The organism is Citrobacter sp. Cf125 (assembly GCF_030333935.1).
Lineage (GTDB): Bacteria > Pseudomonadota > Gammaproteobacteria > Enterobacterales > Enterobacteriaceae > Citrobacter > Citrobacter freundii.
The window spans coordinates 283,651-310,151 of the sequence record NZ_JAOWEY010000016.1 but is presented as its reverse complement, the minus strand read 5'-3'; the positions used below and the strand labels follow the sequence as shown (position 1 = coordinate 310,151).

The window sequence follows — 26,501 nt, the reverse complement described above, 5'->3', positions numbered from 1 at the left end:
CTATGAATCGACTATGCGTTGGAGTAGCGTTCGGTTTCCGGCATCCAGCGCTCTATTAGCGCCACGGCCTGTTGCGGATAGCGTTCGTGAATATGGCGAGCAATGCGCTGAACTTCCGGGATAATCGCCTGATCACGCAGTAAATCTGCGACCTTGAATTCTGCCGTTCCGGTCTGCCGAGTACCTAACAGCTCGCCGGGGCCGCGGATCTCTAAATCTTTTTGCGCAATCACGAACCCGTCGTTGCTGTCGCGCAGAACCTGCAGGCGTTTTTGCGCAGTTTTTGACAGCGGTGATTTGTAGAGCAGGACGCAGTGGGAGGCCACCGCGCCACGACCTACGCGGCCACGTAGCTGATGCAGCTGGGCCAGGCCCAGGCGCTCCGGGTTTTCAATAATCATCAGGCTGGCGTTTGGCACGTCCACGCCCACTTCAATCACCGTGGTGGCAACCAACAGATGCAGTTCACCCTGCTTAAAGGCCGCCATTACTGACTGCTTCTCGGCGGGCTTCATACGGCCGTGTACCAGGCCAATATTGAGTTCTGGCAGCGCAATTTTAAGCTCTTCCCACGTCGCTTCTGCTGCCTGAGCTTCTAACAGATCAGACTCTTCAATCAGCGTACAGACCCAGTATGCCTGACGCCCCTCGTGGGTACAGGCGTTGCGCACGCGATCAATGATGTCGCTGCGGCGGGTATCCGGAATCGCCACCGTGGTGACCGGGGTGCGTCCCGGTGGGAGTTCATCGATTACTGAGGTGTCGAGATCGGCATAGGCGGTCATCGCCAGGGTGCGCGGAATCGGCGTGGCGGTCATGATGAGCTGGTGCGGGTGGAAACCCTGCTGCTGACCTTTTTCCCACAGCGCCAGACGCTGATGCACGCCAAAACGATGCTGTTCGTCGATGATAACCAGTGCCAGACCGTTGAACTGAACCTGTTCCTGGAAAATTGCATGAGTACCGACAATCATCTGCACCTGACCGCTGGCAATGGCTTCCTGTTGCGCCTGGCGCGCTTTGCCTTTCTGTTTACCTGCCAGCCAGCCTACTTCAACGCCCAGCGGCGCGAACCAGCTGCGGAAGTTATTCGCATGTTGTTCAGCCAATAATTCGGTGGGGGCCATCAGCGCAACCTGCTTACCATGTGCGATAGCGCGCAGGGCGGCTAACGCCGCAACCAGCGTTTTACCGGAGCCGACATCACCCTGTACCAGGCGCATCATTGGGACATCCAGTGCCATATCACGTTCGATCTCAGCGGTAACGCGGGCCTGTGCACCGGTCGGTTTAAATGGTAGCGCCGCCAACAGCTTATCTTTCAGCGCATTGTTTGCGCTCAGCGGCTGGGCATGAAAACGCTGCGCCCCGGCGCGTAATGCCAGCATGCTGAGATTATGCGCCAGCAGTTCTTCGAGAATCAGACGTCGCTGCGCCGGATGTTGTCCTGTTTCCAGATCGCTGAGTTGCAGCGACGGTGGGGGGCGGTGCAACGTGCGCAGTGCTTCGGGCAGGCTCATCATGCCCTGTAACAGCTCTGGTGGCAGCAGTTCGGCAATGGCGCAGGTATCGAGCAGATCCAGTGCCTGATCGGTCAGCTTGCGCAGCGTGGCCTGCTTCACGCCTTCGGTAGTCGGATAAACAGGAGTAAGCGTTTCCTGTAATTCCGGCGTGCTGAGATCGCCCTGCACACGGTATTCCGGGTGGATCATCTCTGCGCCGTATTTCCCGCGTTTGGCTTCACCGTAGGCCAGCACCCGGCGACCGGTGGCGAGGCTGTTTTTCATTGCTGCGCTGAAGTTGAAAAAGCGCATGGTGAGAATGCCGGAGCCATCGCTGATCTGACAGGTCATCATCCGGCGGCCACCGAAGGTGATATTGCAGTTCAGCACTTCGCCTTCAACGGTGGCATAGACGCCCGGCAGCAGTTCGCCAATTGGGTACAGATGGGTACGGTCTTCGTAACGCAGGGGGAGGTGTAGAAGGAGGTCCTGTACGGTGTGCAGGCCAATTTTCGCCAGTTTACTGCTTTGTGCTGCGCCAACGCCGGTCAGAGAGTTGAGTGGGATGGCATCCAGTAAACGGCCTTTCATCGCGTTTATCTCGCAGACTGCATAGTGGCCCACCACGTTGCATCGGCTTCGATTTCGCCCTGCGTGTTTACGTGAGGGTAGGGAAGGCCTTTGCGCTTAGCGACATTCGCCAGCACAGGATAACCGCCTTCAAACAGTAAGCGCTGTTGCTCGTCTTGTGGCAGCATGCTGTTTTCTCGTCGGTACATCCCAGCGTTTTGCCGCTGGCGTTGTGCTTCGTACAGAATCAGCGCGGAGGCGACCGAAACGTTCAACGACTGCACCATGCCAGTCATAGGAATGATGATATCCTGATCCGCCAGATCCAACGCTTCCTGAGTGATGCCGGTTTTCTCCTGGCCCATCAGGATGCAGGTGGGGCGTGTGTAATCAATCTCGCGAAAATCCACGGCTTTATCTGACAGATGAGTTGCCAGAACCTGCATGCCGCGGTTTTTTAAATGTGTGACCGCATCGCCAATAGTAAGGTGAGTTTTCACCTGCACCCAACTGTTGCTGCCTGCGGCAGAAGAGGCCATGGTGCGCATACGGCTACCCGGCCAGACGGCGTGGACTTCATGCACGCCGACCGCATCTGCAGTACGAATGATAGCGGAAACGTTATGAGGTTTGTGGACCTCTTCCATGCAGACGGTCAGATCTGGCTGACGACGTGTGAGCATTTCGCGGATACGTGCATAGCGCTGTTCATTCATAAAACGTGTTCTAGTTACGGTTACGGGTGACTTTTATCACGTCCGGCATGACGCGAATTTTGCGCATGATATTCGCCAGGTGCACGCGATCGCGAGCGGTCAAGCGAATAAAGGCGCTATAGACGCGACCATCTTTCTCTTCCGTATTCAGGCTTTGAATATTGGAGGTGGTCGTGTTGATTGCCGCCGTCAGGTTCGCCAAAGCACCCTGGTGGTTAAACATATCCACCTTAATCTCGGTGATGAATTCCTGCTCTGTTTCTTTATCCCATTCCACTGCCATAAACTTCTCTGGCTCTTTCTGGTAGCCACGAATATTACGGCAGGACTCATGGTGAATCACCAGACCTTTACCCGGACTGACGTGGGCAATGATAGGATCGCCTGGAATTGGACGGCAGCATTTCGCGAAGGTGATTAGCACGCCGTCAGCGCCTTTGATCGGCAAATGACCATGGCCAGATTGTGCTGGTACGTTCGCTGTTGCTTCGCCCTGCTGGAGGTTTTTCGCTACCACCACGCTCATGGCGTTACCCAGACCGATTTCTGCGAGCAGATCGTCAAGAGTGGCGAGCTTCATGCGCTCAAGCTCGCGCTGGATGCTCTCTGGCGGGATCTCAGCCAGTTTACGGCTACCGCCCAGGGCATGGTTGAGCAGTCGACGGCCCAGACTGACGGAATCATCGCGCTTGAGGTTTTTCAGCAGTTGGCGAATCTTGGCGCGCGCTTTCGAACTGACGACGAAGTTGAGCCATGCGGCATTCGGACGTGCGCCCGGCGCGGTAATAATCTCAACGGTCTGACCGCTAAAGAGCGGTTGTGAAAGCGGGTAAGGCTGTCTGTCGACGCGCGCGCCGACGCAGGCGTGACCGATATCGGTATGCACGGCGTAGGCGAAGTCGACAGGCGTTGCACCGGCAGGCAGTTCAACAATGCGCCCTTCCGGTGTGAAAACATAAATCTCATCCGGGAAGAGATCAGATTTGACGCTTTCAATAAATTCAAATGAGCTACCGGCGCTCTGCTGCAGTTCCAGCAGGCTTTGCATCCAGCGCTGAGCGCGGATTTGTGCGGTGGTGCTGCTTTCGCCGCCGTGTTCTTTGTAAGCCCAGTGCGCTGCGACACCCATCTCTGCCATCTGGTCCATGTCTTCAGTACGAATCTGTACTTCAACCGGGACGCCATGAGGGCCGATCATTGAGGTGTGCAAAGACTGATATCCGTTCGCTTTTGGGATGGCAATATAGTCTTTCACGCGGCCAGGACGTGGTTTGTACAGGCTGTGCATCTGGCCGAGTACGCGATAGCAGGTATCGGAATCATGAACGATGACGCGAAATGCGTAGATATCCATGATGGAGTGAAAACGCTGCTCTTTGAGCACCATTTTGCAGTAAATAGAGTACAGGTGCTTCTCACGCCCGCTTACGCGACACGGAATACCTGCCTCCTGCAAACGCCCTTCGATTTCCGAGAGGATTTTTTGGATCATCTCTTTGCGGTTGCCGCGAGCGGCTTTAACCACTTCTTTAATCACGCGATAGCGGTTCGGGTACAGCGCTTCAAAACCCAGCTCTTCCAGCTCGGTTTTAATGTGATGAATACCTAAACGGTGTGCCAGCGGACTATAGATTTCGAGGGTTTCACGGGCGATTCGGCGACGCTTGTCCGGGCGTAATGAGCCCAGCGTGCGCATATTGTGAGTACGGTCGGCAAGTTTGATGAGAATGACGCGGATATCCTGCACCATCGCCATAATCATCTTGCGAAAGTTTTCGGCTTGCGCCTCTTTCTTATCGCGAAACTTAAGCTTATCAAGCTTCGATACCCCTTCTACCAGCTCTGCAACGCTTTTACCAAAAAGCTGTTCCATGTCCTGATAGGTGGCTGGGGTATCTTCAATCACGTCATGCAGCAGCGCAGCCATCAGCGTTTCGTAGTCGAGTTTCATCTCGGCCAGAATACAGGCTACCGCTACCGGGTGCGTGATATAGGGTTCACCGCTTGAACGTGTCTGGCCCTCGTGAGCGTCACGTGCAACGAGATACGCCTGCCGAAGACGCTTAATCTGGTCTTCCGGCAGGTAGTTTTGAATCAGTTGATTCAGGCTTTCAAACAGATACAAGGGCGACCCGCTTTGTGATTAACGACGACCTTCAGCAATAGCGGTAACGGCTTGTAATTCAGCGGCTTCCTGCTCTTGCTGTTCCTGGCGCTCACGCACGTCGAGGATCTGGTTGTTGATCAGACCTTCTTCGATTTCGCGCAGCGCGATAACGGTAGTTTTATCGTTTTCTTCCGGTACGAGCGGATCCTTTCCGCCTACCTGCATCTGACGAGCGCGACGCGCGGCGACCAGTACCAGGTCAAAACGGTTACCAATTTTCTCTACAGCGTCCTGAACAGTTACGCGTGCCATACTTAAAATGCTCCACAGGTGAAGAAATGACTGGGCATGATACTGAATGTGGGTTCAGTCTGCCAACAGTTTGCTGATTAAAGCGTCATGACGCTGCTTTTGGCGGCTCATGCGCAGACGTTCGGCGCGAATGATGGTTTTCAAATCGCCCAGGGCGGTATCGAAATCATCGTTCACAATAAGATAATCATATTCGGCGTAATGGCTCATTTCTGCAACAGCTTGCGCCATACGTTTTGCGATCACGTCTTCGCTATCCTGACCGCGGCCACGCAGACGGCGATCCAACTCAATCTTAGATGGCGGCAAAATAAAAATACTGCGCGCATGCGGCATTTTTTCACGAATTTGCTGCGCACCTTGCCAGTCGATATCTAAAAAGACGTCTACGCCGGATGCTAATACTTGCTCAATGGTTTCACGTGAGGTGCCGTAGTAATTACCGAAAACCTCCGCGTGTTCCAGGAACGCGTCTCTGCCAATCATGGTTCTGAATTCATCATGGTTCACAAAGAAATAATGTTCACCGTGCACTTCCCCCGGGCGCGGTGCGCGCGTGGTGTGCGAAACAGAAACCTGGGTGTCATACAACGGTTGGGTCTTTAATAAAGCCTGAATCAGGCTGGATTTACCCGCGCCACTGGGGGCAGAAACAATATAAAGCGTGCCTTGAGCCATGAGTATCTTAATGTATGTGATTGTCGAAAGAGAGCCTACATACGGGCTTATTATACACGTAGCCGCTATGTGACGTAGCCCTTGTCACACTTTTTGCGCATGTTTATTGCGTTTTGCGTACCAGTTTCCTGTTTTATCCGCGATTTGCAGCAATACGTGCAAATGTCAGGAATGCTGCCTGCAGAGTGAATATTTGCCGCTCTGCTTCCCTTTCACTTCGCGCTATATCTGCCGGGAAATGCAGTGTTCAGCGGAGGTAGCATGGGATCATGGAAATGCATAGGGCTGGTTTTGCTGGTCTGGAATTTACCTGTATGGGCGGTTTGCCCCGTCTGGTCGCCTGCCCGGGCAAATGAGGAAATTTCACGACTACAGCAGCAGATAACACAGTGGAATGACAGTTACTGGAAACAGGGTGAAAGTGCCGTAGACGACGGCGTTTATGACCAGCTCAATGCGCAACTCATCCAATGGCAACGTTGTTTTGGCGATGAAGCCAAAACAGATCTGTCTGCGCCCCCAATAAGTGGCACCGTCTCGCACCCTGTTCCCCATACGGGAGTTCGAAAACTTGCCGATAAGCAAGCGCTACAGCAATGGATGAAAGCCCGCAGCGATCTCTGGGTACAGCCGAAGGTGGATGGCGTGGCGGTGACGCTGGTTTATCGCAATGGCAATTTGGTCCGGGCGATTAGCCGTGGTAACGGCCTGAAAGGTGAAGACTGGACGCAAAAGGTTCTTCAGATCCCTTCCGTACCCCATATCACCAAGGGACAGCTCGCTAACAGTACTCTGCAGGGTGAGATATTTTTGCAGCAGGAAGGGCATATCCAACAGCAGAGAGGGGGAATGAACGCCCGTTCAAAGGTTGCTGGAATGATGATACGCCAGAGCAATCCGGAAATGTTACGCTCGCTGGCTATTTTTATCTGGGCGTGGCCCGATGGACCGGCTGCCATGTCGGAAAGACTGGAACAACTCACTGCTGCCGGTTTCAGTTTTACGCAACATTTTACCAGGGCCGTGAAGAGTGCAGATGATGTCGAGCAAGCACGCGCCAGTTGGTGGAGTTCAGCATTACCTTTTGTGACGGATGGCGTAGTTGTGCGAACGGGAAAAGAGCCGCAGGCGCGATACTGGCTACCCGGACAGGGAGACTGGCTGGCAGCGTGGAAATATCCTCCCGTGGCCAGGGTGTCTGAGGTGACGGGTATTCAGTTCTCTGTTGGCAAAAGCGGAAAAATTGCGGTGGTTGCATTGCTGACTCCCGTCATGCTGGATGATAAACGCGTACAGCGCGTCAATATTGGTTCCGTTCGACGCTGGAATGAATGGGATATCGCGCCTGGCGATCAGATTCTGGTGAGCCTGGCCGGACAAGGGATCCCCCGTATAGATGAAGTGGTCTGGCGCAGTACCCAGCGTATTAAGCCAGTGCCACCTGAGGGGCGCTTCAATTCATTAACCTGTTTTTATGCCACAGCGGAGTGCCAGGAACAGTTTGTTGCCAGACTGGTCTGGCTGGGGGCCAAAGAGGTGCTGGGGCTGGAGGGCATCGGCGAGGCGGGATGGCGGGAGCTCCACCAGGCGTATCGCTTTGAGCATATCTTTTCCTGGCTCGGGCTAACTCAGGAACAACTACAGTCCACATTTGGTGTAAGCAAAGGGGAGAAGTTATGGCATCAATTCAACCTGTCACGCGATCTTCCGTTCACGCGCTGGGTGATTGCCATGGGAATACCGTTAACACAGGCAACGCTGAATGCCAGCAGGGATGGTTCGTGGCAGCAATTGCAAGAACGCGATGAACAAAGCTGGCGGCAGCTTCCTTTCATGGGGGAGCAGCGGGCACGGCAGGTTATTCAGTGGCTGGAGGATCGAGAGGTCACAGCGCTGAGCAACTGGTTAGCTGCTCAGCGGATCGCGGGATTTATGCCTTAATGGCCTTCATGGCGATAGTAAAATACTGGCAGACCTAACTTCAGGCGCAGCGCCAGTAGTCGGGCGGTAAAGCCGAAGAGCAGGGTAGAGATAACCACCACATCATGACTGGAGACATAATGCTGCAGCACGATGTACAGCACGGCAGCGGCAAATGATACGCCGGCATACAGTTCTTTCTGGAACACCAGCGGGATGCGTTTGCAGAACATATCGCGTAATACGCCGCCGAAAACCCCGGTAGTGACCGCAGCGACCACGGCGATAATCGGTCCATGGCCCATATCCAGTGCCACCTGAGCCCCGATAATAGAAAAGACCACCAGGCCCAGCGCATCCAGTACGAGGAATATTTTGCGCAGATAGGGCATCACGGGAGCAATAATAGTGGTCAGTACCGCGGCAGTGGCTACGATAATAACGTATTCAGGGTGCTTTACCCAGCCGAGCGGATAATGGCCGAGAAGAATATCGCGTACTGAACCACCGCCAATGGCTGTCGCGGTGGCAATGATAATGACGCCAAACGTATCCATACGACGACGCCCAGCCGCAAGCGCACCGGTCATGGCTTCGGCAGTAATACCAATTAAGTATAAAACGTGTAACAGCATGTATTCCCCCTGATTTGCTGGGGGCTAAGGTTAACGATTTGTGCGCACTGTCACGATTGAGATTTTCTAAGGTGAAGTGATTTTAATTACTACAGCTAATGCGAAATTGTTGTAAACACGTTATGGCATGCGCTTTGTGATATGAATGGTGACAATAAATGATGAGAAAATATAATTCTTGTCGCATAGATGAGAACTGATAGCGTCGGGAAAAGCACGTAGCGCCGCCGTTTATTGACGGGCTACGTGAGATGGTGACTTACTCGATATTCTGAATTTGCTCGCGCATTTGCTCGATCAATACCTTCAGTTCAATTGCGGAGTTAGTCACTTCGGCATTGATAGACTTCGATGCCAGAGTATTCGACTCACGGTTGAATTCCTGCATCATGAAGTCCAGACGACGGCCAACCGCCTCTTTTTTCTTCAGAATGTTGTAGGTTTCTTTGACGTGAGCTTCCAGGCGATCCAGTTCTTCAGCCACGTCGATACGCTGTGCCATCAGCACCAGTTCTTGCTCAAGGCGGTTATTTTCCAGCTGCACCTGAGCATCTTCCAGTTTGGCTACCAGACGCTCGCGCTGCCATTGCAGGATTTCCGGCATATGTGCGCGCACTTTTGTGACTTCAGCGCTGACGCCTTCCAGACGCTGCTCGATCAACGCCTTCAGTGCCTGACCTTCGGTTTCACGCGCAACGATAAAGTCATCCAGCGTACCGTCAAGCGCGGCGAGGATTTCGGCGGCAATGGCGTCCAGATCTTGCTCCTGGGCTGCCATTACGCCTGGCCAACGCAGGATATCAACCGGGTTAATTTCACCTTCATCACTCTGCATTTTGACCCAGTTAGCAGCGCTAACGAGCTGTTTAGCGAGTTTTTCATTCAGGATCAGCTCGCCTTGTGCACTGGCATCAGGCTCAAAACGCAGCGTACATTCGACTTTACCGCGCGTCAGACGCGTGCGGATACGTTCGCGAACTACGGGTTCGAGACTACGGAACTGCTCCGGCAGGCGAAAATAAGTTTCCAGATAACGCTGGTTTACCGAGCGCATTTCCCAGGTAGCGCTACCCCATTCACCCTTGATTTCACGCCGGGCGTAGGCGGTCATGCTGCGGATCATAGACGTTCCTGTTTTTAAAGATGAGATGGGAGGATTATAGCCATCCACGTCTTGTCAGGATAGGAATAACAGTCGGAAGTCCGTATAATGCGCAGCCACATTCGTTTCAAGCCGGAGATTTTATCATGCGTCCAGCAGGTCGTAGTGCCAATCAGGTGCGTCCCGTCACCCTGACCCGTAATTATACAAAACACGCTGAAGGCTCCGTGCTGGTCGAATTTGGTGATACCAAAGTGCTATGTACCGCTTCTATTGATGAAGGCGTACCGCGTTTTCTGAAAGGTCAGGGCCAGGGTTGGATCACCGCAGAATACGGCATGCTGCCACGCGCCACACACACCCGTAACGCCCGTGAAGCGGCGAAAGGTAAGCAGGGCGGTCGTACCATGGAAATCCAGCGTCTGATCGCTCGCGCGTTGCGCGCTGCCGTTGACCTGAAGACGCTCGGTGAGTTCACCATTACCCTGGACTGCGATGTTATCCAGGCAGATGGCGGTACGCGCACCGCATCAATTACCGGTGCATGTGTTGCGTTAGCTGATGCGCTGAACAAGCTGGTCGCGAGCGGTAAACTGAAAACTAACCCGATGAAAGGGATGGTCGCCGCGGTTTCCGTGGGCATTGTTAACGGTGAAGCGCTCTGTGATCTCGAGTACGTTGAAGACTCTGCTGCAGAAACCGATATGAACGTAGTGATGACTGAAGACGGTCGCATTATAGAGGTTCAGGGCACGGCGGAAGGTGAGCCATTCAGCCATGAAGAACTTCTCACCCTACTGGCGTTGGCCCGAGGGGGAATCGAATCCATTGTAGCGACGCAGAAGGCGGCGTTAGAAAATTGATTTTAAAGGCGACTGATGAGTCGCCTTTTTTTTGTCTGTAATAAAGTGAGATGAGGAGCGAATCCATGAAACCGTATCAGCGCCAGTTTATTGAGTTTGCGCTTAGCAAGCAGGTACTAAAGTTTGGCGAGTTTACGCTGAAATCCGGGCGTAAAAGCCCCTATTTCTTCAACGCCGGACTGTTTAATACCGGGCGCGACCTGGCTCTGTTAGGCCGTTTTTACGCCGAAGCGCTGGTGGATTCCGGTATTGAGTTCGATTTGCTGTTTGGCCCAGCGTACAAAGGTATTCCGATTGCGACTACAACGGCCGTTGCGCTGGCTGAACACCACGATAAAGATTTGCCGTACTGCTTTAACCGTAAAGAGGCGAAGACCCACGGTGAAGGTGGCAATCTGGTCGGTAGCGCACTTGAGGGGCGCGTGATGCTGGTGGATGATGTTATCACCGCAGGTACGGCGATTCGTGAGTCGATGGAAATTATCCAGGCGAATGGCGCCACTCTGGCGGGGGTACTGATTTCTCTCGATCGTCAGGAACGCGGTCGCGGCGAGATTTCCGCTATTCAGGAAGTGGAACGTGATTACGGTTGCAAAGTGATCTCTATTATCACCCTGAAAGACCTGATTGCGTATCTGGAAGAGAAACCGGAGATGGCGGAGCACCTGGCGGCAGTACGAGCCTATCGCGAAGCATACGGTGTATAAGGACAGCCGGATAGCGCTGCGCTGATCCGGCCTACGCACTTACCGGGCCTACGGTTTACGTAGGCCGGACAAGACGAAATCGCTACTGCAATTGAGCGGCAACCAACGGCCAGCGGGTGTCAAAATCATCCGTTGGGCGGTATTTAAATTCGCTACGTACAAACCGGGATAGCATACCTTCGCAGAAAGCCAGTAACTGGCTGGCCAGAAGCGTTTCATCCACGGTGTAGCCTTCACCTTCACGCATTCTTTTTTCTCGCAGAACCTGGCGCAACTGCGCTTCAATGCGCTCAAAAAGTTGGTTAATGCGACCTTGCAGACGGTCTTGCTCGAACATCAACGCGTGTCCGGTCAGAATTCGCGTCAGGCCCGGATTACGCTCACCAAACCCTAAAATCAGCAGAACGATCAGACGCAGACGCGCGCTGGTGTCCTTTTCATCTTTCAAAATCAGATTGATACGCGTAATCAGACTATCTTCGATAAACTCAATCAGGCTATCGAACATACGGGTCTTGCTGGGGAAATGGCGATACAATGCCGCTTCGGATACGCCAACTGAGGCTGCCAGCTTTGCTGTGGTGATGCGTTGGCTACCATCGCTGGACTCAAGCATCAGTGCCAGAGACTGAAGTATTTCTTCGCGACGATTCCTTTTCGCAGTTTGCTTTTCTACCATGTTACAAAATACCCCTGAAAATAAGCTCTTGCCAGGCAGGCATCCACACAGCGACCGCAAACTGTTGTTTGCGGTGTGTTATTGCGTTATTACGCTATGGGATACTTTTCTGCGGGTTACTTGCGCCCGGAATGGCCGAAGCCACCTTCGCCACGATCGGTGGCTTCAAACTCTTCCACCAGATTAAATTCAGCCTGCACGACCGGTACAAATACCATCTGCGCGATACGTTCGCCCGGCTCAATAGTGAAGCTGTCCTGACCACGGTTCCAGATGGACACCATCAGTTGGCCCTGGTAGTCGGAATCAATCAAACCAACCAGATTGCCCAGCACGATACCGTGCTTATGGCCCAATCCGGAGCGCGGGAGCATCACCGCTGCCAGAGAAGGATCGGCAATGTGGATAGCTAACCCGGTTGGCACCAGCGTTGTTGCGCCCGGAGCCAGTTCTACGGCGTCATCAAGACAAGCACGCAGGTCAAGTCCGGCAGAACCAGAAGTGGCGTACGTCGGGAGCGGAAATTGTTGCCCAACGCGCGGGTCCAGAATCTTAACGTCGATTTTTTTCATCATAACGGGTCACGATCTCGTCGAGTAATAATTGGCCCAGGAGTTCTTTACGCTCAAGCGGTAAGACTTTGTCTCCATCCTGCCAAAAAAGGTGTAATGCGTTGCTATCGCTGTTAAACCCTTGAGTTGACAGCGAAACGTCGTTCGCACAGATCACATCAAGGTTTTTGCGGATGCGTTTTTGCCGGGCATATTCTTCCACATTATTTGTTTCGGCGGCAAACCCAACGACAAAAGGACGGTTAGCATCCAGTGCGGCAACACCGGCGATAATGTCCGGGTTTTTGACCATTTTTACTGTTAATTCATCACCCTGCGTCGCTTGTTTTTTTATTTTTTCGTGGGCGACAGTTTCAGCGCGATAATCAGCGACTGCAGCGCAGCCGATAAAAATATGCTGTTGTTGCACTGCAGACTGCACAGCGGCTTCCATTTCCAACGCGGTCATCACATCAACCCGCTGAACAAATGGTGGTGTGGATAACGAAACCGGACCCGACACCAGTGTGACGTTTGCCCCGCGCTTTGCTGCAGCGGCCGCGATAGCAAATCCCATCTTCCCGGAGCTATGGTTGGAAATATAACGCACGGGATCAAGCGGTTCACGCGTTGGACCCGCCGTAATCATGATGTTGAGATGTTGCAGATCGTTGACAGGCGAAAAATGTTCTGCCGCCATATCCACAATCGTTAACGGATCCAGCATACGTCCAGGACCGACATCGCCACATGCCTGGCTACCGCTGTCCGGGCCCCAAATGAGCAAACCGCGTGAGGCAAGAATACCCAGATTGTGCTGGGTCGCGGCTGCGCGATACATCTGCTGGTTCATGGCTGGCAGTACAGCAACAGAAGCAGGCGTTGCCAGACAAATCGTTGACACCAGGTCGTTGGCCATACCTGCGGCGACACGAGCAATCAGGTCTGCTGTAGCGGGCGCCAGGATGACCAAATCGGCCCATTTTCCAAGCTCAATGTGGCCCATCGCAGCTTCGGCTGCGGGATCAAGCAGGCTGTCGGAAACGGGATAACCTGAAACTGCCTGTAAACTCAGGGGAGTAATAAATGCTTTTGCCGCTTCGGTCATCGCCACGCGGACGTCAGCGCCGCGTTCCCGTAAACGACGCACCAGCTCAGGGGTTTTGTACGCAGCAATACCGCCACTGACGCCAAGTACGATTTTTTTACCGGCCAGGCTCATCATGATCTTTCCTGTTGGGTTTCACCAGAAGGCTGATATTTTATCACAATCCGCAATTTGTCGTGCTTTTGACCGTCTTCTACTTTGCGAGGCACTACGAAGAAGTGAAAACAGCGCGTCGATTCACCGTCGGTGTTATGCCACTATGCGGACGCGAAAGGAGGGAAAAGTATGGACAATACAGGAAGTATGATGCCCAGGGAAAAGCTGTTGGCACAGGGGGCCAGTTCGCTGACCGATGTTGAGTTACTGGCGCTTTTTTTACGTACCGGCATTCAGGGTAAAGATGTGCTTACGCTAGCGAAAGAGATGCTTCAGCATTTTGAGTCGTTGTATGGCTTGTTGTCTGCTGATTACATGGATTTTAGCTATGTTCCGGGAATCGGTATCGCGAAGTATGCACAGTTGAAGGGTATTGCGGAGCTGGCAAGACGCTACTACAACGTGCGAGTGATAGAGGAGCGTGCTTTACTTAGCCCGGAAATGGCGCGTGAATTTCTGCAAAGCCAGCTCTCGCAAGAGGAACGCGAGATCTTTCTGGTGATCTTTATGGATTCTCAACATCAAGTGATTAAACACAGCAAACTTTTTTCCGGGACACTAAGCCACGTCGAGGTACATCCGCGAGAAATTGTCCGCGAAGCGATAAAAATGAATGCTTCCGCCGTGATCCTTGCGCATAATCACCCTTCGGGGTGTGCAGAGCCGAGTAAAGCAGATAAACTCATCACCGAGCGTGTTGTGAAATGCTGTCAGTTCATGGATATCCGGGTGCTTGATCATCTGGTCATTGGGCGCGGAGAGTACGTTTCTTTTGCGGAACGCGGTTGGATTTAACGCACTTTACGCGATCCATAGGGATCTTTGTCTGTTCGGGACTTGAGCATAACGCCGGGTCAGCGTATACTACGCCACCTTTGAGAATCTCGGGTTTGGCATTTGGGCCTGGCAATCGAGAGTTCACTTAGAACTATGCGATGACCGGGCTGTAAAGCCTGACGAGGCGCCGATACCCCATACGAAGCTCGAGCTAATTTGATTTTTGGAGAATAGACATGTCCCGAGTCTGCCAAGTTACTGGCAAGCGTCCGGTGACCGGTAACAACCGTTCCCACGCACTGAACGCGACTAAACGCCGTTTCCTGCCGAACCTGCACTCTCACCGTTTTTGGGTTGAGAGCGAGAAGCGTTTTGTCACCCTGCGTGTATCTGCTAAAGGTATGCGTGTAATTGATAAGAAAGGCATCGAAACAGTTCTGTCTGAACTGCGTGCCCGTGGCGAAAAGTACTAAGTACTAAGAGGAAATAAATCATGGCTAAAGGTATTCGTGAGAAAATCAAGCTGGTTTCTTCTGCTGGTACTGGTCATTTCTATACCACTACGAAGAACAAACGTACTAAGCCGGAAAAACTGGAACTGAAAAAATTCGATCCAGTTGTACGCCAGCACGTACTGTACAAAGAAGCTAAAATCAAATAATTTTAGTTTCGATGTAGCAAAAAACCTCGCCTCGGCGGGGTTTTTTGTTTTCTGGCCGTCCCCATATTAATGAGACCTGATACACCGCCGGAGATACTATGCCTGAATTACCTGAAGTCGAAACCAGTCGCCGTGGGATTGAGCCGCATCTGGTGGGGGCAACGATTATGCACGCGACTGTGCGTAACGGTCGTTTGCGTTGGCCGGTATCAGAGGAAATCTATCGCCTGAGCGATAAACCTGTCCTGAGCGTACAGCGGCGCGCAAAATACCTGCTTCTGGAGCTGCCGGATGGCTGGGTAATCATTCATCTGGGGATGTCGGGTAGTTTGCGTATCCTTCCTGAAGAGCTTCCGGCAGATAAGCACGACCACGTTGACTTAGTGATGAGCAATGGCAAAGTTCTGCGTTATACCGATCCCCGTCGCTTTGGTGCCTGGCTGTGGACTAAAGAGCTGGATGGACATAATGTCCTCGCCCATCTTGGCCCTGAGCCGCTGAGTGACGATTTCAACGCCGGTTATCTACAGCAGAAATGTGCAAAGAAGAAAACGGCGATTAAACCCTGGCTGATGGATAACAAGCTGGTGGTGGGGGTGGGAAACATCTATGCCAGCGAGTCGCTGTTTGCGGCTGGTATCCATCCTGACCGTCTGGCATCATCGCTGTCGAAAGATGAGTGTGAACTGCTGGTACGCGTTATCAAGGCGGTTTTGTTGCGTTCTATCGAGCAGGGCGGGACGACGCTGAAGGACTTTCTGCAAAGTGACGGTAAGCCGGGCTATTTTGCCCAGGAGCTGCAGGTCTATGGGAGAGAAGGTGAACCTTGCCGCGCATGTGGCGCACCGATTGTTGCGACAAAACACGCCCAGCGTACAACGTTCTATTGCCGTCGCTGTCAGAAATAGTGTCATTGCTGGCCGGATGCAGCATCCGGCCAGGCACATTTCTTCAACTTACTCATTAACGCCTGATGGACGTTTTCCGGCAGAAAGTGCGTCACATCACCCTGATGGCGGGCGACTTCTTTCACCAGTGACGATGAGATAAATGACCACTCTTTAGACGGCATCAGAAAGACGCTTTCCAGTTGCGGCATTAGGTGGCGGTTCATGTGCGCCAGCTGCATTTCATACTCAAAATCTGCTACCGCGCGTAGGCCTCGGATCAGAATGTTAGCCTGATTATCACGGGCAAAATTTGCCATTAAGTCGCTGAATCCCAGAACTTCCACATTGCCGAGATGCGCCGTTGCCTGTTGCGCCAGCTCGACGCGCTCTTCAAGGGTAAACATCGGTTTTTTACTGGGACTTGCAGCAATCGCCAGGATCACGTGATCGAACATGCTGGTCGCACGCGTCACAATATCAAGATGGCCGTTAGTTATGGGATCAAAGGTTCCTGGATAAATCGCCCGTTTTTGCATGGCTTGCCTCAATGCGTTTTGGGTGGCAGATAAGGTTCCAGCAGCTGCAGCAGACGCTGTAACGCGCCCTGATTTTGATACAGAACTTCAACTGCGTGACGGCCATAAAAATTACGATAATCTGCATCGGTCAGTAAAGAAGATACTTCTTTTACCAGCGTAGGTGCGTCGGTGACGGTGATCAATCCGCTTGCCTGTTCGAGGCGGGCGCAAATATCTTTAAAATTAAACGTATGTGGTCCCATCAGCACTGGAATAGCATGTGCCGCGGCTTCCAGTGGATTGTGCCCACCACGTTCAACCAGTGAACCGCCGACAAAAGCAAGGTCGGCAATGCCATACAGCAACATCAGCTCACCCATGGTATCGCCGATCACAACCTGAGTGCCTGAGGACGGAACTTCACCCGAAGAACGAGTGGTATAACTTAGCCCAGCCTGGCGTACGAGGTTAATTGCATCCGGGAACCGTTCAGGATGTCTGGGAACCAGAATTAGTAAAAGATTCGGGAACTGATTTAATAACGCCTGATGGGCGGCAATGATGATGCTTTCTTCGCCGTCGTGGGTGCTGGTTGCAATCCATACCGGACGGTGAGGAGCCCATTGACGACGTAATGTCACCGCTTTTGCGGCCAGTTGTGGCGTGACGGATATATCAAACTTCAGGCTGCCAGTAACGGTGACCTGATTGCTTCTGGCACCAAGTGTAATAAAACGTGCGCCATCTTCTTCGTTTTGTGCGGCAATTAACGTAATTCGACGCAGTAGTCTGCCAACAAATTTACCTAATTTCGCATAGCCAGCTGCTGAACGAGCAGAAAGACGTGCGTTGGCAATAACCAGAGGAATGTGACGCTTATGGAGTGCCGCGATCAGATTTGGCCACAGCTCGGTTTCCATAATTAACACCAGTTTGGGGTCAACTTTATTCAGAAAACGGTTCAGGGCATCCGGTAAATCGTAAGGCAGATAAATATGCTGAACGTCAGTGCCAAAAGCAGATTGTACGCGTTCGGAACCGGTTGGCGTCATAGTGGTGACCGTGATCGGCAAGTCGGGATAACGGTGACGCAGAGCGCGAACTAATGGGATTGCAGCCAGTGTTTCGCCCACAGAAACCGAATGAAGCATGATCCCGCCGGGTTTTAGCGGGCGGCGATAAAAGCCGTAGCGTTCGCCCCAGCGTTTACGGTAGGCCGGAGCCTTACGTCCGCGCACCCAAAGCCGTATCCAGATCAAAGGCTGAATAAGGTAGAAAAGGGCGGTGTAAAGCAATTCGAGCATAATGGTAGCTGACTTATGAATGTGCTGGGGATTCTATGTATTTAACTATGGCTTTACCATCATTTTTATCCAGGTTGTATCAAAACGATGGAATTGGTGGGGAACTGATTTCGCTGATGGCTATTTCAAAAATGCACATGGCCGCATTTATATGTCTTAACCTCTTGTGCGGTGTGCGTTTCCTGATGAACTGGTGTCTAATTTATCTGTATGTTTCTAATGGTTTATTTTGTTTTTTGTTTAAAAAATATTCATTTCGGAATGCTTGATAATAAATGATATACTACTGCGCAATTTCAGGTAGCTAGCGGGCAGAAACGTTTCGAAAGCACAGAAAGTCATCTTTGGATGCTTTAGGCAAGGATTACACGATTCTGATGCTTCAAACCTGATATGCCTGGCGACGCGATGCGGATATTAATGCATGAATATTGCTTTTTGTTTGTACAAGTATTTTCCCTATGGTGGGTTACAGCGTGATTTCTTGCGGGTAGCGCTGACGGTTGCTTCTCGTGGTCATCATGTTCAGGTATTTACCCAGTCATGGCAGGGCGAGCGTCCGGAAGGGCTGGAGATTATACTCGTCCCCGTTACATCCAGAACGAATCATGGGAAAAACGAGCAATATTATCAGTGGGTTCAGAATTATTTAACTCAACATCCCGTCGATCGTGTCGTTGGTTTTAATAAAATGCCTGGCCTGGATGTGTATTACGCTGCGGACGTTTGTTATGCGGAAAAGGTTGCCCGCGAGAAAGGCTTTTTCTACAAATTGACGCGCAGGTACCGACACTACTCTGCATTTGAAAAAGCCGTATTTCAGCAGGGTGTCGGCACTACGCTTTTGATGTTAACCGATAAACAAATTGGTGACTTCAAGCATCATTACCAAACTGAGAGCCAGCGCTTTCGTATTCTGCCTCCAGGAATCTACCCTGACAGAAAGTACAGCCAGCAACCTGAAAACAGCCGGCTGATTGTTAGAGAAAAAAATGGTATTGGTCTCGATCAGTTCTTGCTCTTACAGGTAGGTTCCGATTTCAAACGCAAAGGCGTGCCAAGAACATTACAGGCGTTGGCTTCTTTGCCTGATGTCATTCGCCACCGCACGCGATTGATGGTTGTTGGTCAGGATAAGGCCGATCGCTATCGCGCTCAGGCTCGTCAATTGGGGGTTGAAGAACAAGTGCAGTTCTTCTCGGGGCGGGACGATGTCGCAGAATTGATGTCTGCTGCTGATTTATTACTTCACCCAGCTGTACAGGAAGCCGCCGGTATTGTCTTGCTAGAAGCTGTAGTTGCCGGGCTGCCGGTATTAACTACCGAAGTTTGCGGCTATGCAGGTTATATTGATGCCGCCCAGTGCGGGGTAGTGATCCCTGAACCTTTTGAGCAGGAAAATCTGAATACAGCACTTTTCGATGCGCTGCAAAATAATGAGCAGAGAAGTCGTTGGGCCGGGAACGCACGGCATTTTGCTGATACAAAAGATCTCTACAGCCTGGCAGATAAAGCTGCAGATATCATTTTAGGTCCTAAGAATGATTGAATTAAAAGAACCATTTGCCACGCAGTGGCAAGGAAAAGACCCGTTTACTGAAGTCGCTAAGCTGAACGGTGAGGTTTTTCGCGCCCTGGAAACACGACGTACCCTACGTTTTGAGATGATGGGGAAGGGTTATTTTCTTAAATATCATCATGGAACCACGCTTAAAGAAGTGGTGAAGAATCTTATATCTTTACGTATGCCTGTACTGGGCGCAGACCGGGAGTGGCTGGCAATTCATCGCTTACAGGAACTGAGTGTTGACACCATGACCGGCGTGGCATTTGGGCAGAAAGGACTGAATCCGTTAGAGCGCACCTCATTTATCATCACTGAAGATCTCTCTCCTGCTATCAGCCTTGAAGATTTTTGTGCAAGGTGGAAAGTTGAGCCCCCTGATTTTGTATTAAAACGGACAATTATTACCCGGGTGGCAGAAATGGTGGGTAAAATGCATCGGGGCGGGGTAAATCACCGGGATTGCTATATATGCCATTTCCTGCTCCAGCAGCCGATGCCGGAAGACGTTGCGAATATCAAACTTTCCGTAATTGATTTGCATCGTGCACAAATACGCCAGCATGTGCCACGCCGCTGGCGGGATAAGGATCTGATTGGACTCTATTTCTCTTCACTTGAGATCGGGTTGACGTCCAGAGATATCTACCGTTTTTTACGTGTCTATTTTTCGAAGCCACTACGTGAAATCTTTCGTCAGGAAGTCAGGTTGTTTGAACAGGCTGTCACAAAAGCGCAAAAAATAAGACAAAGAACAATAAGAAAAGCGCTATAAATCACAGATAAAGTTTGAGGCCATTTTACTATGAACATTGATTTCCAAAAGCTAGTTATCCAAAAACACGTCATAGACAGCTCTACGCATGAGAAGAGTAAAAAATTAAGTGTTGCGTATGGTGTCGACCGTAATTTTTTATTTGGCTCTGGTATTTCAATGACCTCAGTATTAGTGAATAACCCTGATATTGATATTCACTTTTATATAGTAACAGACTATATAGATGACGATTATCTGAAGAGTGTAAAACGCCTGACCCAAATGTATAGTACGACTGTGACGGTTCTTGTGTTCGATAACGCGGCGTTTCGTGAACTGCCGAGTACAAAAGCATGGACTTATGCAATGTACTATCGTTATTTCGCATTTGAATATTTAAGCACAGAGTTAAGCTCCGTACTGTATCTTGATGCAGATGTTATTTGCAAAGGCTCTCTTCGCGAGCTTACCGAGATTAATTTCTGTGGAGAATATGCCGCTGTTATCAATGATATTGATGAAGTACGTACTAAGTCCGGCAATAGGCTCGGTATTCCTGAACTGAGTAATGGGTACTTTAACTCCGGAGTGGTGTTTGCGAATCTGGAAGTTTGGCGTGAGCAGCAGTTATTGACGAAGGCTTTTTCTATCTTAGATAAACGCCAAAAGGAACTTTTGTATTTTGACCAGGATGTCCTAAATATATTGTTCGTTGGTAATGTGATTTTCCTGAGACGAGATTTTAACTGCATTTATGGTGTAGATCAGGAACTAAAAAATAAAAACGATAAAATATACCAGGATTATATTACTGAGGATACTGTTTTAATACATTACGTCGGTGTCACTAAACCATGGCATACATGGGCTAAATATCCGGTAGCTAAATACTTCATCGAAGCATATAAAAAATCCGCATGGGCGGAACAAGCCTTGTTAAATGCAAATACGGCAAAGTTGTATAAACGTAAGTCACGGCATGAAAGAGTGCAGCGTAAATATATTCGCTCGGTACTTAGTCATGTAATGTATATAAAAAATAAGTTACACAATTCAAAAGCATATTGAATATAGAAACAGTAACTTATTGATAATCGATTAAATAGGTGTAGCGAATGAACTTTGATTGTCATCAGTCTATAAAAAAGATACTTGAGTTTAATCAAGCGCCGACCGAACAGAAAATACAACTTAACATCGCCTGGGGTGTTGACAGGAATTTTATGTTTGGTGCTGCAATTTCGATGACATCGGTACTATTGAATAATAAAGATTTAAATATCCATTTTCATCTTTTTACTGACTACATTGATGCTGATTACCAGCAGCGGATAGCTAAATTAGCAGAGCAATTTTCCACAAACATCTCAATTTATGTTATGGATGCTAATGGGTTAAAAGTTTTGCCAAGTGGTCACGCCTGGTCACACGCAATGTACTTCAGGTTTATTGCCTTTGAATATCTTGGTGAGAAAATTGATTCACTTTTATACATTGATGCGGATGTAATGTGTAAAGGTTCACTTTTTGAACTCACGCAGATTGATCTTGGAGAATATGTTGCAGCGGTAATTACCGATGTGGATGATAGCCCTGCCAGAGATATTGAGATAAATAAAGACTATTTCAATTCAGGTGTCATATTTGCAAACCTAAAAAAGTGGAAAGAGCAGAATTTTATCAATGCAGCTTTTGATATCTTATTAGACAAAAATAATAAACTTTCATTCCCGGATCAGGATGTCTTGAATATTCTTTTCTTTAAAAAAGTACTTTTTCTGGAGCGAAGGTTCAATGCTATCTATGGAATTAAGCAAGAATTAAAAAGCAGAGATCTTGCGAAATATAAAGAATATATTACACCTGATACTGTTCTAATTCACTATGTTGGCGTGACTAAGCCGTGGAACTCTTGGGCAAACTATCCTTCGGCACAGTACTTTGTTGAGGCCTGGAAGGCTTCACCTTGGGCGGATGTTCCATTGCTACCAGCCAGAACGCCAAAACAATATAAAAAGAAATCAAGGCATGAAAGATTACAAGGGAAGTATTTCGCCTCGGTAATAAGCTATATTGGTTATTTGCGGGAAAAATTAAAAAGTAAGTAAAAAAACTCCCGTAAGGGAGTTTTTTATTAACGTAATTTAGTCTTAAGGTATTTCAAATACCATTTGATCGAGGCGCAATAATTCCCTTTTTTAGCTTCCTGGCGTGAATAGACCCGATAATCAGTAGGTCTCATGCGTGGAGCATAAGAACGCATTTCTGTGTTTCGCCATGGTGTGAAATGATGGTAGAAAAGATAAAGTTGCTGTGAAAGCCCAGTATGTTCTTTATACCAGGGCTTCCTTCCACCAGTGAAGTGGATAATTCTTGGCAGAATATCTTTTTGGTAGAAGAATATCTCTTTTTGTTGATCGGTAAACCAGTTGAACAAAAAATTCCATCTGTTATCAATAAACTTAACGTTACCGTCCATTGCGATATTCAATGCATCCTGGTCAAAGTAAGGTAAGGATTTACCTTGTTCAAATAACACCGTGTTTGCTTTATTTTCAATATCATACTTGACCCAGTTTTCAATATTGATATACAAAAAACCGGCGTTGAAATAATTACCAGTACTCAGGCCCAGACGCTTGGCATTTTTTGTATCGTGAATATCGAGAGAGTCGTGACTGACAGCAGAAATGACGTTGCTAATATCAATGCTACCAATATCATTGAGCTTATCAAAACATAGTGTATCAGCATCTAAATAGATAAAATGTTCAACCTTATCTTTTAGTAAGCGCGGTACGGCCAGACGCATATAGGTAGAACGGTTCAGGTGTTTGATTGCAAAGTCATTGTTATACTTTTCAATCTCTTCTTTATCTATATTGATAACCTGAATTTTATCACTGGTTGAGCGCAGTTTCTTGATTTCTTCGTCAGTAACGTCATAGACAAAAACGAAAAATGACAGGTTTTGCCCCGGGTTGTTCATTATGACAGACATAATGGACACTGCTACATACTCCAGATAATTGGCATCTGTACAGTAAGCAATGTTAATAACGTTTTTTTTGCTGTCCATTTATGTTTTCTCATTACCTTTTATATTGTCACTATCATGAAGTACCGTATCGATAGCGTCAATCACGGCTTGCTCCGGTATCCATGTGAGATATTTTTTTGATCTGTCGAGTTCATCCCGAGAAGGCATCGGATGATAATCGCCAGCCCAAATCAATAAGGCTTTATCCGACCATGGCTTCCACTGTTGATAATTGGTGGCGCCAAACAGGCAGACCTGCGGTGTCCTTAGCGCCGCTGCCATATGCATAGGAGCAGAATCGACGCCAATGTACAGAACTGCATGATCGATCAATGCAGCCAACTGCAAAAAGGTGGTTTTACCTGCCAGCGTCAGGTCAGGGGAAGATTGACACAGTTCAGCAATGCGCTGAACCTGCTGCTGCTCACCTAGCGCTGGCCCACAGGTAAGATAGACGTGCAGACCGCGTTGATGCAGGTGGTCTATAACATGCGCGAATTTATCATCATCCCAGCATTTAAACTCTTGTCTGGCAGTGGGTTGAATAACGACATATTTTTGTGACGGCAATGCCGGGAGTTGGGTAACTATATGTTGATAGTCGTCAGGGCGATAACAAAGAGACATCTCTTTCTTTAGTTCTGTTTCGCTAAACCCGATACCTTTTAGAATAGATAAATTTTGTTCAACAATATGCGTTCCAATGAATGGCGTTACTCGCGTAAAAAGTCGATTCCACAGATCTTTTTCGCGCTCAAAAGCAATTGAAGGGCAACGTAAAGAGGCTATAAGAGCGCCGATCGGCCATTGTTCGGTGAGGTTAACGATCAGGTCGTAGTGATTTTTCTTCAGTTGTTTACGCACTGAAAGGTAATTTTTCACTGTTGACAGCAGGCCTTGCTTTTTCTCAATCAGATAAAAATTATTAATATCTTTATGGGCGGCTAAGATTGCTTTGGTATCTTTATAGAGTAGCAGATCGATCTTAGCTTGCGGATAACGAGCCCGAATGCTGGCAATAACAGGTGTAGTTAGCAGAACATCCCCATAAAACTTCAGCTTGCAAATAAGAACCCGGTCAACTTTTTCAAACATGTTAAAATCCCTTTCGCAAGAATAAGCTTTTACAAGCAGATAGTATCTTATATCTTGTTTCAGAAATAGAACGATCGATATGGGGATATTTCATCTTCAGAATTATTTTCTTCTTAACGATTTTCGTATCGCAGCATGCAAGTGCATTCTGAATGTCATTTAGCATACTTTCGCTATAACGATAATAGCCCTTTTTCTTGCGTAAAATTTTACGTCCTTCGAGAAAACAATTGATAATCATAAATGTCGCAACAGTACGCTTAGATCTATTTTCATTAATATATTTATACATTTTTCGCATAGCAAAGAAGATGCTGTCAGCGTCACTATCAATAATGTTCTCGGTAATGCTTTTATCATTTACTCGGTAGTAATATAGCTTATTCTCGATTTTTAGAATCTTAATACTGGAATGGGCAAAAAATCACGTCTTCGTAGCGATGATGTTCCTCGAACTTATCGCTACCAATGATATTGCGGTGAAAGATTTTTGTCATCAGATGCCATTGCCCAGCCTTGAATGTTGGTAACAGAGGGGCGTAATTATCATCTGATAATATTATTTCGCGCTGGGCAATGTTGTTTTCCATTTCCGGCGCGTTTTTATACAAATTGTTTATATCTCGAGTTAAGTTAAATTCGATAATGTCATATTTTTCGTCTCTTAACTTAGGCAGGAGAATTGTAAAATAATTCTGGCAGACAATATCATCACTGTCTACAAAGCCAATATATTTCCCTGTCGCATGGGCAAGCCCAACGTTACGAGTGATTGCAACGCCCTGATTTTTTTGGCTTATATATTTAACATTATGGCAATCTTTTTCGCGGTAAAACGCATTTATACGCTCTTCGGTTAAATCCGTAGAGCCATCATTAACAATTATTACCTCTACATCATCGGTGATGCTCTGATGTATAGACGCCAATGTCGCTGTGATGAGTTCAGCGTTGTTGTATGTAGGTATAATAATGCTCAGTAAATAACCGGAAGTGTTAACCATGGCATCGATCTCTTGTTGGATTCGAGCTCAGTACTGCTGCTACACATAACGCCAGTACGCTGCTCAGGGCTTCACCTTTGGCATACAATAATAAATCACTCAAGCCATAGACAGCGATAGCGCCTGAGACGACGAACAACAGAGGACTACGTTGCCAGTAAGCTATTAAAAACATGGCAGTATAGAGCAAGAGTAGCACAACAACACCAGGGATGCCTTTCAGCGAGAAGGTATCAATGACTTCGTTATGCAGGTGGACGTCCACATAGGCGAGAGCCCCTTGCATTGTGACATTTTGTAATGCGAACGCTTTGATTTCTGCATCTCGTTGTTCAAGCGATTGTCCCCAGAGGTGTGCGTTTCCTGCTTCAATACCGACCTGTTGCATCGCAAATCGCGCACCAATTGATGTATTACTGTTATTCTGGCTGTAAGAATGCAAGTCGGCCATCAGATTCTGGTAACGCACCTCAATAACCGATTTTAACGGAATAGTTGCCAAACCGCCGAGTATTACGAAGGCAAGCAATGCTCTTAATAACATTCTGCGATTATGTCGGTAGTGGATGAAAAACAACCCAATACTCAGGATTGGATAGATCAGAATGGCCGCTCGGGTCTGTGTCGTAACCATGACGGCAAGGGAGAGCAAAAAATGCAAAAGATAGAGTGAAACAGTGTGTTTTAGTCGCAGATTAAGGATGGCCTGTGATGCTAACAAAGCGATAAATGTCAGGCCGTAAGCCGCTCCGGTTGGATGTTCAAAGCCCAGCGCAACACGGTAGGTCATAATATCTGGTGCTCCGGCAGCCTCGTAGCCTGCGAAAAGATACAAGCCTATTGCGGTAAGAATCGTCCAGAGACTGGTAATGCGTGTTTTGTTGGCACACGGCTCTCGCGTGGTCAGAGCTGTCATAACCAGTGCGGCAAAAATCATCACTTTGCCACCGTTCTGGTATGAACGATAGGCACCGGTAAAGGCTGACCCAGATTGTTTAAATACTTCTACCCAAATAATCTGGAGTAAACCAAAGAGCAGCAACATAACAGGCAAAACCAGATTTTGTTTGTTACTGCACACATGCTTTATATTTTTTCCTATAAGCGGCAGAGACAGAGCCGTGGAGAAAATAAATACCTTCAGCGCTTCATCTGGATTGACCAGGACCATCGCAAGAGTTGCCAGGATCCCAGCATAAAATAAGACGTATATAAAATCGAATGGATTATTTTTTATACTACAAACAAAACGAGAAAACATGTGTTGGCGAAGCATGGTTCGTCT

General features: G+C 48.9%; 27 protein-coding genes. 11 read left to right on the top strand and 16 right to left on the bottom strand.

The annotated features are described in order from the left end of the window. Positions 1 to 11: 11 nt before the first annotated feature. The 5 genes from recG to gmk are packed head-to-tail and all read right to left on the bottom strand — an operon-like array spanning position 12 to position 5,885. Positions 12 to 2,093, bottom strand: coding sequence for an ATP-dependent DNA helicase RecG (gene recG, locus OGV89_RS02615; protein WP_286558094.1), 2,082 nt, complete (start codon positions 2,091 to 2,093; stop codon positions 12 to 14). Between the two features lie 5 nt (positions 2,094 to 2,098). Beyond that, positions 2,099 to 2,788 carry a tRNA (guanosine(18)-2'-O)-methyltransferase TrmH gene (trmH, locus tag OGV89_RS02610; RefSeq protein WP_286558092.1) on the bottom strand — a complete coding sequence of 230 codons (690 nt, stop codon included), beginning with the start codon at positions 2,786 to 2,788 and terminating at the stop codon, positions 2,099 to 2,101. 10 nt (positions 2,789 to 2,798) lie between these two features. Then, a complete protein-coding gene (gene spoT, locus OGV89_RS02605; protein ID WP_003024038.1) occupies positions 2,799 to 4,913 on the bottom strand; it encodes a bifunctional GTP diphosphokinase/guanosine-3',5'-bis pyrophosphate 3'-pyrophosphohydrolase in 2,115 nt (704 codons plus the stop codon). Positions 4,914 to 4,931: 18 nt separating this feature from the next. After that, positions 4,932 to 5,207, bottom strand: a complete 276-nt coding sequence (rpoZ, locus tag OGV89_RS02600; protein ID WP_000135058.1) for a DNA-directed RNA polymerase subunit omega — start codon at positions 5,205 to 5,207, stop codon at positions 4,932 to 4,934. Between the two features lie 54 nt (positions 5,208 to 5,261). Then, positions 5,262 to 5,885: a guanylate kinase gene (gene gmk, locus OGV89_RS02595; protein WP_003024042.1), complete on the bottom strand. Its 624-nt coding sequence runs from the start codon at positions 5,883 to 5,885 to the stop codon at positions 5,262 to 5,264. Positions 5,886 to 6,146: 261 nt separating this feature from the next. On the opposite strand from gmk, the gene ligB reads away from it, so the two are divergent. Further along, the gene (gene ligB / locus OGV89_RS02590; protein WP_286558089.1) at positions 6,147 to 7,826 is read left to right on the top strand and encodes an NAD-dependent DNA ligase LigB; all 1,680 of its coding nucleotides are present in this window, start codon (positions 6,147 to 6,149) and stop codon (positions 7,824 to 7,826) included. Here ligB and OGV89_RS02585 read toward each other — a convergent pair. Both OGV89_RS02585 and OGV89_RS02580 read right to left on the bottom strand, forming a co-directional pair. Continuing rightward, the gene (locus OGV89_RS02585) at positions 7,823 to 8,440 is read right to left on the bottom strand and encodes a trimeric intracellular cation channel family protein (RefSeq protein ID WP_003024049.1); all 618 of its coding nucleotides are present in this window, start codon (positions 8,438 to 8,440) and stop codon (positions 7,823 to 7,825) included. The two genes, ligB and OGV89_RS02585, sit on opposite strands and share 4 nt — an antisense overlap. Positions 8,441 to 8,699: 259 nt before the next feature. Then, complete coding sequence (locus tag OGV89_RS02580; protein WP_003024052.1) at positions 8,700 to 9,563, bottom strand: YicC/YloC family endoribonuclease; 864 nt, start codon at positions 9,561 to 9,563, stop codon at positions 8,700 to 8,702. 125 nt (positions 9,564 to 9,688) lie between these two features. Between OGV89_RS02580 and rph the strand changes: the two genes are divergently transcribed. Further along, positions 9,689 to 10,405, top strand: coding sequence for a ribonuclease PH (gene rph / locus OGV89_RS02575; RefSeq protein ID WP_003024054.1), 717 nt, complete (start codon positions 9,689 to 9,691; stop codon positions 10,403 to 10,405). Positions 10,406 to 10,470: 65 nt separating this feature from the next. Further along, positions 10,471 to 11,112, top strand: coding sequence for an orotate phosphoribosyltransferase (gene pyrE, locus OGV89_RS02570; RefSeq protein ID WP_003024058.1), 642 nt, complete (start codon positions 10,471 to 10,473; stop codon positions 11,110 to 11,112). 82 nt (positions 11,113 to 11,194) lie between these two features. Here pyrE and slmA read toward each other — a convergent pair whose 3' ends face one another. The 3 genes from slmA to coaBC form a co-directional block, all read right to left on the bottom strand. After that, complete coding sequence (slmA, locus tag OGV89_RS02565; protein WP_003024060.1) at positions 11,195 to 11,791, bottom strand: nucleoid occlusion factor SlmA; 597 nt, start codon at positions 11,789 to 11,791, stop codon at positions 11,195 to 11,197. A gap of 116 nt (positions 11,792 to 11,907) precedes the next feature. Further along, a complete protein-coding gene (gene dut / locus OGV89_RS02560) occupies positions 11,908 to 12,366 on the bottom strand; it encodes a dUTP diphosphatase (protein WP_006687626.1) in 459 nt (152 codons plus the stop codon). Next, positions 12,344 to 13,564 carry a bifunctional phosphopantothenoylcysteine decarboxylase/phosphopantothenate--cysteine ligase CoaBC gene (gene coaBC / locus OGV89_RS02555; RefSeq protein ID WP_003024066.1) on the bottom strand — a complete coding sequence of 407 codons (1,221 nt, stop codon included), beginning with the start codon at positions 13,562 to 13,564 and terminating at the stop codon, positions 12,344 to 12,346. The genes dut and coaBC overlap by 23 nt, the downstream gene beginning before the upstream one ends. Before the next feature lie 171 nt (positions 13,565 to 13,735). On the opposite strand from coaBC, the gene radC reads away from it, so the two are divergent. The 4 genes from radC (at position 13,736) to mutM (ending at position 15,952) form a co-directional block, all read left to right on the top strand. Continuing rightward, the gene (gene radC / locus OGV89_RS02550; RefSeq protein ID WP_003837605.1) at positions 13,736 to 14,401 is read left to right on the top strand and encodes a RadC family protein; all 666 of its coding nucleotides are present in this window, start codon (positions 13,736 to 13,738) and stop codon (positions 14,399 to 14,401) included. Between the two features lie 218 nt (positions 14,402 to 14,619). Then, positions 14,620 to 14,856 (top strand): 50S ribosomal protein L28, encoded by a 237-nt coding sequence (rpmB, locus tag OGV89_RS02545; RefSeq protein ID WP_003024071.1) that lies wholly within the window; start codon positions 14,620 to 14,622, stop codon positions 14,854 to 14,856. Between the two features lie 20 nt (positions 14,857 to 14,876). Further along, positions 14,877 to 15,044 carry a 50S ribosomal protein L33 gene (gene rpmG / locus OGV89_RS02540; RefSeq protein ID WP_003024094.1) on the top strand — a complete coding sequence of 56 codons (168 nt, stop codon included), beginning with the start codon at positions 14,877 to 14,879 and terminating at the stop codon, positions 15,042 to 15,044. A 98-nt stretch (positions 15,045 to 15,142) separates the two neighbouring features. After that, positions 15,143 to 15,952, top strand: a complete 810-nt coding sequence (gene mutM / locus OGV89_RS02535; protein WP_003844529.1) for a bifunctional DNA-formamidopyrimidine glycosylase/DNA-(apurinic or apyrimidinic site) lyase — start codon at positions 15,143 to 15,145, stop codon at positions 15,950 to 15,952. A gap of 2 nt (positions 15,953 to 15,954) precedes the next feature. Here mutM and coaD read toward each other — a convergent pair whose 3' ends face one another. Both coaD and waaA read right to left on the bottom strand, forming a co-directional pair. Beyond that, positions 15,955 to 16,470, bottom strand: a complete 516-nt coding sequence (coaD, locus tag OGV89_RS02530) for a pantetheine-phosphate adenylyltransferase (protein WP_003844530.1) — start codon at positions 16,468 to 16,470, stop codon at positions 15,955 to 15,957. Positions 16,471 to 16,478: 8 nt separating this feature from the next. After that, entirely contained in the window at positions 16,479 to 17,756 is a 1,278-nt protein-coding gene (gene waaA / locus OGV89_RS02525; RefSeq protein ID WP_003837609.1) for a lipid IV(A) 3-deoxy-D-manno-octulosonic acid transferase, read from the bottom strand. A 424-nt stretch (positions 17,757 to 18,180) separates the two neighbouring features. On the opposite strand from waaA, the gene OGV89_RS02520 reads away from it, so the two are divergent. From OGV89_RS02520 to OGV89_RS02505, 4 genes are read left to right on the top strand one after another with little or no spacing between them, the layout of a single operon-like run. Next, positions 18,181 to 19,305: a glycosyltransferase family 4 protein gene (locus OGV89_RS02520; protein WP_003844531.1), complete on the top strand. Its 1,125-nt coding sequence runs from the start codon at positions 18,181 to 18,183 to the stop codon at positions 19,303 to 19,305. Further along, positions 19,298 to 20,095 (top strand): lipopolysaccharide core heptose(I) kinase RfaP, encoded by a 798-nt coding sequence (gene rfaP / locus OGV89_RS02515; RefSeq protein ID WP_003844532.1) that lies wholly within the window; start codon positions 19,298 to 19,300, stop codon positions 20,093 to 20,095. Before OGV89_RS02520 ends, rfaP begins: the two co-directional genes overlap by 8 nt. 30 nt (positions 20,096 to 20,125) lie before the next feature. After that, the gene (locus OGV89_RS02510; protein ID WP_003837616.1) at positions 20,126 to 21,145 is read left to right on the top strand and encodes a glycosyltransferase family 8 protein; all 1,020 of its coding nucleotides are present in this window, start codon (positions 20,126 to 20,128) and stop codon (positions 21,143 to 21,145) included. Between the two features lie 47 nt (positions 21,146 to 21,192). Further along, positions 21,193 to 22,185, top strand: coding sequence for a glycosyltransferase family 8 protein (locus OGV89_RS02505; RefSeq protein ID WP_003844533.1), 993 nt, complete (start codon positions 21,193 to 21,195; stop codon positions 22,183 to 22,185). Between the two features lie 26 nt (positions 22,186 to 22,211). Here OGV89_RS02505 and OGV89_RS02500 read toward each other — a convergent pair whose 3' ends face one another. The 4 genes from OGV89_RS02500 to OGV89_RS02485 all read right to left on the bottom strand — a co-directional run bounded on the left by OGV89_RS02500 (position 22,212) and on the right by OGV89_RS02485 (position 26,492). Then, a complete protein-coding gene (locus tag OGV89_RS02500) occupies positions 22,212 to 23,156 on the bottom strand; it encodes a glycosyltransferase family 8 protein (RefSeq protein ID WP_003844535.1) in 945 nt (314 codons plus the stop codon). Further along, positions 23,157 to 24,212 carry a lipopolysaccharide core heptosyltransferase RfaQ gene (rfaQ, locus tag OGV89_RS02495; RefSeq protein WP_003844537.1) on the bottom strand — a complete coding sequence of 352 codons (1,056 nt, stop codon included), beginning with the start codon at positions 24,210 to 24,212 and terminating at the stop codon, positions 23,157 to 23,159. A gap of 401 nt (positions 24,213 to 24,613) precedes the next feature. Beyond that, positions 24,614 to 25,216, bottom strand: coding sequence for a glycosyltransferase family 2 protein (locus tag OGV89_RS02490; RefSeq protein WP_286558086.1), 603 nt, complete (start codon positions 25,214 to 25,216; stop codon positions 24,614 to 24,616). Further along, complete coding sequence (locus OGV89_RS02485) at positions 25,209 to 26,492, bottom strand: O-antigen ligase family protein (RefSeq protein ID WP_226988870.1); 1,284 nt, start codon at positions 26,490 to 26,492, stop codon at positions 25,209 to 25,211. Before OGV89_RS02485 ends, OGV89_RS02490 begins: the two co-directional genes overlap by 8 nt. Between the last annotated feature and the right edge of the window lie 9 nt (positions 26,493 to 26,501).